This window comes from Gemmiger formicilis (assembly GCF_016901605.1).
Lineage (GTDB): Bacteria > Bacillota > Clostridia > Oscillospirales > Ruminococcaceae > Gemmiger > Gemmiger formicilis_B.
In genome coordinates this window covers 1-6948 of sequence record NZ_JACJKP010000158.1, presented here as the reverse complement: position 1 = coordinate 6948, position 6948 = coordinate 1, and the positions used below count along the sequence as shown (strand labels likewise).

Below are 6948 nucleotides of genomic sequence, written 5' to 3'. Positions count from 1 at the left end.
TTCAGTCATTTTCGCTTTCTTCTTCCCGTATGGTTTTCTTGGTCACAACCAGTTTGGCCAAAGGCTCCAGCAACGCGCGCTCCTCTTGGGAGGGGGTGCGGCTGCGAGCCTGCAAAAGCAGCCAGGCCAGTTCTTTCCCGATGGGCCGGCCATAGACCCACGCGTTATAGCCGTCCTTGCAGACTGCCATCTTCGCATTGGCAATATCGCCGGTGTTGACGCCTTCGTAGTGGCGCAGCACATTTTGCAAAGCGGCCTGGCTGCCAAAAATCGTTTTTACCAGCTGCGCGTAGGCGGCAATATATTTTGGCGGCATGCAGTCCGCTCCGCGTATCTCCACATAAGTTTTCAGGCGGGCATCAAAAAAGAACATTGACAATAAATGTTCTACTTCTTTTTGCTGCAGATGGCTTCCGTAAATTTCCTGCGCAGTCTTTCGCCCCACCGCTTTGGTCCGGCTGCCCCGCAGTGCCACAATCAAGGGGCGCGTCAGAATCGTCTGCGCGTAAGATTCAAATCCGAAATCGGGGTCCATCAAATGGGGCGGCACACCACAGCGATCGGAATCCACATCCTGCCAGACGCGGGTACGCACACTGTAAGCATTGTTGCGGTGTGCCTGATAGCGCACGGCATTATCGCTGAGCAACGCAAAAAACGGTGTGAGCAGGCAAGCCGCCCGCATTTTTTGCACAAAATCCCGTTCGCTGAAATAATCAACGGATAATTGCGTGGAAGCTGTTGCCCGCATCATCTGGATTCCGCAAGCCCCGGTATTCTTGAAATACCGGTCCATCGCTTCGTACCGTTGTTTGGGAATCAACGGCAATTCCTCTGCGCGGCAGGTTGGATGATAGCTTACCGTCCATACACGAAGCCCGCGTGCCGCAAGTGTCATGCTCAGCTGCAGATAGAACTGATTGTAAATGTCCATGATTTTGAGCACACTGCTTTGCGGCACGATGCTGACTTCCACCTGACAGGCCGGTTCCAGAGAAATACCATACCACTGGGTAGTATACCCCATATATTCCCCATCGATCAGTACCGGCGTATCGTAAGGCTGCTGCATCTGCCGCAGTACACTCTGTACTTCCGTAAAAGTGACCGGTTCCCCGCCGGCATGGGTGACAAAGTGCTCTACCTCCAGCCCCAGGGTCAGCTTTCCTTCCGGTTTGCATCCCTGCTGGAAATACTCAACCAATAACTTTTTCTGTTCGTCCAGTTTTGACATATAATAATGCTCCTGGCGGATTGATCTTTTATCCTGTTTTTGATTTTCTCATTATACCCCGAAACACCTGCCAAGGCAACGTTCAACAAGAAAGTTCCTGCTGCAAAACAGCAGGAACTTTGATTTTTTACAAATCCGAAACAGCCGGGAATCCATACCCGGATTTTGCGGCCTGAACCGCACGCAGAATCGCCTCTGCCATGACCTGTGCCGCCAACGCGCCGACTACATCCTGGTCAGCCTGTACATTTCCCAGAGAAACCGCATAAATGCTGTCGCCATCTGCGGTGGTATGCACCGGCCGGATAGCCCGCGCATAGCCATCATGTCCCATACCGGCAATTTTGCACAGCTGCGCTTTCTGGAAACATCCGTTTGTCACGATGACACCCAGCGTCGTATTGCCGACAAACTTGTTTTCTACCACTTCCGTCTTGCGCAGGGCGATTTCTTCGGCATTGGCAAACGTTTTTCCGTCCTCCGCAAGAAGGCCGACCACCTTGCGGCCCGTCTTCCAATCGTAGATATCCCCCAGTGCATTGACAGCGACCAAAGCGCCTACTTTCAGTTCGCCGACCTGAACCGCATAGCTTCCGATGCCGGATTTCATGCAGTGTTCCATACCCAGCAGCTTACTCACCGTTGCACCGGTACCTGCGCCAAAACATCCGTCCCGATAATTTCCCTGCTCCGCGTTCTGGCAAGCTTTGTATGCCAGGTCCGCATCCGGGCGAACCATGGGGTCCCCCACTGTCAGATCAAACAGGCAGGATTGGCACACCAGCGGCACCTTGGTCACGCCTACATCAAACCCGATATTGTGTTCTTCCAGATAGCGCATCACACCGCCTGCCGCATCCAGACCAAAAGCGCTTCCTCCGGAAAGAAGGATCGCATGAATGACCGAAGCGGCCGCCATGGGTTTCAGCAGCTCGCTTTCCCGGGAAGCGGGGCCGCCGCCGCGCACATCGAGGCCTGCCGGGGCGCCTTCTTGCCCCAACAACAAAACGGTACATCCTGTACCGGCCGCTGCATTTTCCGCCTGCCCGATCTTCAGGTTCTCAAAATCCATGATAGAAATTTCCTGCATGGTACACCTCCTGCACAAATTCCCTGGTTGATTCCGTTTATGCACGATTCCGCGCACCGGGGCCTGTACGCGGTTTGGGGTCGGACAATTTTTCTATGTCGACCCCTTCATATTTCAGCAATTTACGTTTCAATTCCACCCCGCCTGCATACCCCACCAGATTACCATGGGAACCAACCACACGGTGGCAGGGAATGATCAGAGAAATGGGATTATGTCCCACGGCGCCCCCAATAGCCTGCGCCGACATGGCGCCCCCGTTTTCGGAGGCAATTTCCCGGGCAATGGTGCCGTAGGTTTCCAACTGGCCGTAGGGAATTTGGCACAAGCGTCGCCATACCTGCCGGCGAAACTCACTTCCCTGCGGGGCCAGCGGGAGTTCCTGCGGTTTTGGTTTTCTGCCGCAGAAGTATCGGTCCAGCCAGTCACATGCCTGCACCAGCACTGGTGCACGGTCATGCCGCTCTGCCTGTGCCAGGCGCTTATCGTCCACCTTCTGGCCGGGAAGCCACAAATTTGTCAGGGCCTCTTCTGTAGCTATCAGCAGAATTTCCCCCAGCGGTGAGGCATATCTTGTAAAAAACAGTGCCAATATGAATCCCCCCTCGGCAGTCTTTACCTATTATTGTACCAGATGCAAAGAGTGGTTTCCAGTATCGAAAAGGAACTGTTACAATTTTTCCTGTTCTTTCGTCCCCAGGCAGTCTTTTTCTTTTTGTTATGAACAAAATATTTTCTTACTCCGTAAGACAGATTGACTTTTTGTTTTCTATCCCCTATGCTGAAATCAATAAAAGCCGCCGTTGCTGACAAGGAGGGCTCCTATGGACTTGAACAAAATGATGACCGAAACACGTAACCCGGATACCATGACGTTGGACCAGATGAGTGCCCTGGAACTGGTGACCGTTATGAACCGGGAAGATCACAAAGTTCCCGAAGCCATCGCCTCGGCTTTGCCGCAGATTGCTTCCACCGTAGAAGTTGTGGAACAAGCATTCCGCAAAGGTGGGCGACTGTTTTACCTGGGGGCAGGAACCAGCGGACGTCTTGGGGTGTTGGATGCATCGGAGTGCCCGCCTACTTTCGGTGTGGACTCCAGCATGGTTGTGGGACTGATTGCAGGCGGAGACCGTGCCCTGCGCTTTCCCATCGAAGGTGCCGAAGATGACCGTTCCCTGGGAAAGCAGGATCTGATGGACCATAACCTGGTGCCGTCGGATGTCGTTATCGGAATTGCCGCTTCCGGGCGCACGCCTTATGTACTGGGTGCATTGGATTACGCGCACAGTATCGGGTGCAAGACTGCAGCCATCGCCTGCAACCTTCACAGCGCGATCGGCCAGGCTGCCGATATTGCCATTGAAGTTTCGGTCGGTCCGGAAGTTCTGACCGGTTCTACCCGACTGAAAGCCGGATCTGCCCAAAAAATGATTTTGAATATGATTACGACCGGCGCCATGGTCCGCACGGGAAAAGCGTACCAAAACCTGATGGTGGATGTGGTGCAAAGCAACGAAAAGCTGCGGACCCGCGCCGAAAACATCGTTATGGCAGCCACTGATGTTTCCCGTGAGCAGGCCTGCCGTACGATCGATGAGGCCAACGGCAAAGTCAAGCTTGCCATTACCATGATTCTGACCGGGAAAGACGCTGCATCGGCGCAAGCGCTATTGGATCAATCCGGAGGGTCTGTTCACAATGCCCTTGGGAACCGATAACACCGCAAAGGAGGCTATATTATGAGCAACGAAGAACTTGTCAAACGGCTTTTGGCAGAATGCGGCGGCAAAGACAATATCGTAACTGCCACCAACTGTATGACACGCCTGCGGATTCAGGTCCGGGACGACAGCCTTGTGCGCGACGATGCCCTGCGCAAACTGGACGGCGTTCTGGGAATCGTGCATGACCGCAGCAACTTTATCGAGGTTGTGGTGGGCCCCGGTAAAAGCCGCAAATGTGCCGACATTTGCGCCGACATGGGCGTTCCGTCCGTTGTCGGTGCGTCCGGTCTTTCTACCGAAAATGACTGGCAGGCCAATAAAGCTGCCGTTAAAGCCGGACAATCGCACGGGCGCATCCAGTCCATGCTGAAAACATTCGGCGAAATCTTTGTGCCGCTGATTCCCGGTGTTATTGCAGCGGGCCTGTGTTCCGGTCTGGCAACATTGTTGGCCCAGGTTTACCCGGGCTATGCAGACAATTCGTTTTGGAATATCGTCTACAATCTGCTGTCGCTGATCAATGCGTCTTTCATGACCTATCTGACCGCCTGGGCCGGTTACCGTGCGGCAGAACGGTTTGGCGCCACCCCCATTCTGGGCGGGATGTTGGGCATGATGACGACCCTGGGGAACATCGATAACATTTCCAAAATCATCGGCCTGTACAACGAGGCACAGCCTTTGGACGCCATCCTTCGGGCCGGACGCGGCGGTGTGCTGGCAGTTGTCATTGGCGTATGGTTCCTGGCGAAAATTGAAAAAGCAGTGCGCAAACACATCCCCGACAATCTGGATATTATGTTCACGCCGCTGATCACACTGATCCTTTGTGTGATTCCGTACGTATTCATCATTATGCCGTTGACCGGCTTTGTATCCACCGGCTTGTGCTGGGTTGTAGAACAGGTCTGCATGAGTGCCAACCCCATCGTGCGCATTGTTGCGGGCTTTATCTCCGCGGCGCTGTTCCTGCCTATGGTCGCCATGGGCATGCACCATGGTCTTGTGGCGTTGTATACGGTTCAGCTGGAAACCCTTGGTTTTGTTACCCTTTACCCCGCTCTTGCCATGGCCGGTGCCGGTCAGGTGGGGACCGCAATTGCGATTTTCTTGAAAGCCAAAAAGGTCAAAAACCAGCGTCTGTGCTCCGTCATTGACGGCGCGCTGCCTGCCGGTATTTTAGGCGTTGGCGAACCGCTGATTTACGGTGTCACGCTGCCTATGGGCAAACCGTTCTTCACAGCCGGGCTGGGAGCCGCATTCGGCGGTGCCTTTGTTATGGCGATGCAGGTTGCTTCCACCACATGGGGACCTTCCGGTATTCTGGCCTTCCCGGTTATGACAGCCAGTCCCAACGGTGCCGTTATGTCGATGGTCTATTATGGCATCGGCCTTATTATCAGTTACGGTATGGGATTCTTGATTACAAACGCTTTCGTCACAACAGAAGAAGTGGCCCAGGCATAAAGGACCCATGAAAAGAGCCAACGGAAGGATTCCGTTGGCTCTTTTTTGCAAAGAACAGTCCTGCCGTCAAAGGAACACCGCAAAACCGATTTGCTCGCATGTTTTTGCGTTTTGCAGGTTTCTTCCTCTCAAAAAGAGGTCGTTCTTGTTCATCAGATGCCCAGCCTGCGGCAGACACAATGCAGGGTAAAGCGGTACACGCCGTAAAGCACCAGTGACAACACGGCGATCACCGCCGCACAGGTTCCCATGCCGGCCACTTCGCCGGGCGTAAAACGATCATCATTAAAATACAGAATCATGGTATAGAACGCGCAAATGATCGTTGTTCCCACCAAAGCCGGCACCAAAAACACTTTGGACACCTGCCCCTTGACGGAACGGAACAGATAGGGTTTCGGCGCTCCCAACCGCCGAAGGTCATTGTAAACGTGAGCACTGGTAATGGCAATCGTCATACACCGGGTGAATGAAATGACCACAACCGCAGCAAAGCAGACCAGCGCAATGAAGATGAAAAGCATCAGAAATACCGCCATGGTGGCAACAAAATCGTTCTGGTCCAGCACACGGAAACGGGGCATGTAAAGCCAATAGTTCCGGAATTCGGTGCTGTCCCGATCGTCGCGATCTATTACAGGAAATCCATAGGCAGCAATATTTTCCCGGTCAAATTCGTAGGCTTTGCCAGCCTTTTCTGCCAGTGTTTTGGCCACCAAATCATAGGCATCCAGCTGCATCACTTCATCACCGGAACGATCTACAATCTTATTGAATAAAGCCTTGGCAAATGGATAGCTGGCATCCGCATTGGCTACATGGAAGAACACCCAGGTTTGCTGCCAGAGGTCGGTAAGTCCCGTAGTAATGTAAGCGTAGTCCGCGTCATCCAATACATAACACCCCAGCAGCATGGTAAACCGCAGCGGTTCCGCCGGAGTGACGGACAGGCTTTGCCCGGTGACCATGTTGGTGAGCAGCGTTACATCACCACCGGAACGATATTCGCTGCCGCCTTCATCGTCCAGCACATTGGCACAAGTTCCGGGAACCAGATCCATGTTCTGCCCGGTCAGGGTGTTCCAGGCTGATTCAGAGAAGAAGGTGGCACCGGAAGCGATTTTGCGGTACTCTTTGGTATAGGTAGTTCCCAAAGCGCCGTTATCCTGTTCAATGGAAACCGTTCCGTCGCTGCCCAGGATGGCAGCATTCACTTGCGCCCAGGAGGTTATATCCACCTCATAGTTCGCCGCCAGCGCCTCTACTTCGCTTTTCTTCGGTAAGTCCTGGTCGTTGCGCCAATGGTACTCAAAATCTACAGGGCGGCTCTTAAAACTGTAGGCAGAGTTTGTAGATAGCATAGGTGCATAGAAGGCAGCAAAATACGCCCCGGCGATGAGCAGTGTCATTACCAGCATGTTCCGCACGGT

At 53.5% G+C, this 6948-nt stretch carries 5 protein-coding genes and 1 pseudogene; 2 read left to right on the top strand and 4 right to left on the bottom strand.

What is annotated here, in order from left to right; all coding sequences use genetic code 11:
• Position 1 precedes the first annotated feature (1 nt).
• From H6B10_RS11400 to H6B10_RS11390, 3 genes are all read right to left on the bottom strand, one after another.
• On the bottom strand, positions 2-1234 hold the full coding sequence (locus H6B10_RS11400) for a glutamate-cysteine ligase family protein (RefSeq protein WP_204651719.1): 1233 nt from the start codon (positions 1232-1234) through the stop codon (positions 2-4).
• A gap of 127 nt (positions 1235-1361) precedes the next feature.
• Positions 1362-2324 carry a P1 family peptidase gene (locus tag H6B10_RS11395; RefSeq protein ID WP_204651718.1) on the bottom strand — a complete coding sequence of 321 codons (963 nt, stop codon included), beginning with the start codon at positions 2322-2324 and terminating at the stop codon, positions 1362-1364.
• Between the two features lie 37 nt (positions 2325-2361).
• Complete coding sequence (locus tag H6B10_RS11390; RefSeq protein WP_204651720.1) at positions 2362-2910, bottom strand: methylated-DNA--[protein]-cysteine S-methyltransferase; 549 nt, start codon at positions 2908-2910, stop codon at positions 2362-2364.
• 238 nt (positions 2911-3148) lie between these two features.
• On the opposite strand from H6B10_RS11390, the gene murQ reads away from it, so the two are divergent.
• Both murQ and H6B10_RS11380 read left to right on the top strand, forming a co-directional pair.
• Positions 3149-4045, top strand: a complete 897-nt coding sequence (gene murQ, locus H6B10_RS11385) for an N-acetylmuramic acid 6-phosphate etherase (RefSeq protein WP_204651717.1) — start codon at positions 3149-3151, stop codon at positions 4043-4045.
• Positions 4046-4066: 21 nt separating this feature from the next.
• Positions 4067-5518, top strand: a complete 1452-nt coding sequence (locus H6B10_RS11380) for a PTS transporter subunit EIIC (protein ID WP_204651716.1) — start codon at positions 4067-4069, stop codon at positions 5516-5518.
• Between the two features lie 152 nt (positions 5519-5670).
• Here the strand turns inward: H6B10_RS11380 and H6B10_RS11375 are convergent.
• Positions 5671-6948 (bottom strand): annotated as a pseudogene (locus H6B10_RS11375) (ABC transporter permease); the annotation flags it as partial.

Coding starts and splice junctions, on each gene's coding strand:
- H6B10_RS11400 (WP_204651719.1), bottom strand. CDS start 1,234: ATGTCAAAACTGGACGAACAGAAAAAGTTATTGGTTGAGTATTTCCAG.
- H6B10_RS11395 (WP_204651718.1), bottom strand. CDS start 2,324: ATGCAGGAAATTTCTATCATGGATTTTGAGAACCTGAAGATCGGGCAG.
- H6B10_RS11380 (WP_204651716.1), top strand. CDS start 4,067: ATGAGCAACGAAGAACTTGTCAAACGGCTTTTGGCAGAATGCGGCGGC.
- murQ (WP_204651717.1), top strand. CDS start 3,149: ATGGACTTGAACAAAATGATGACCGAAACACGTAACCCGGATACCATG.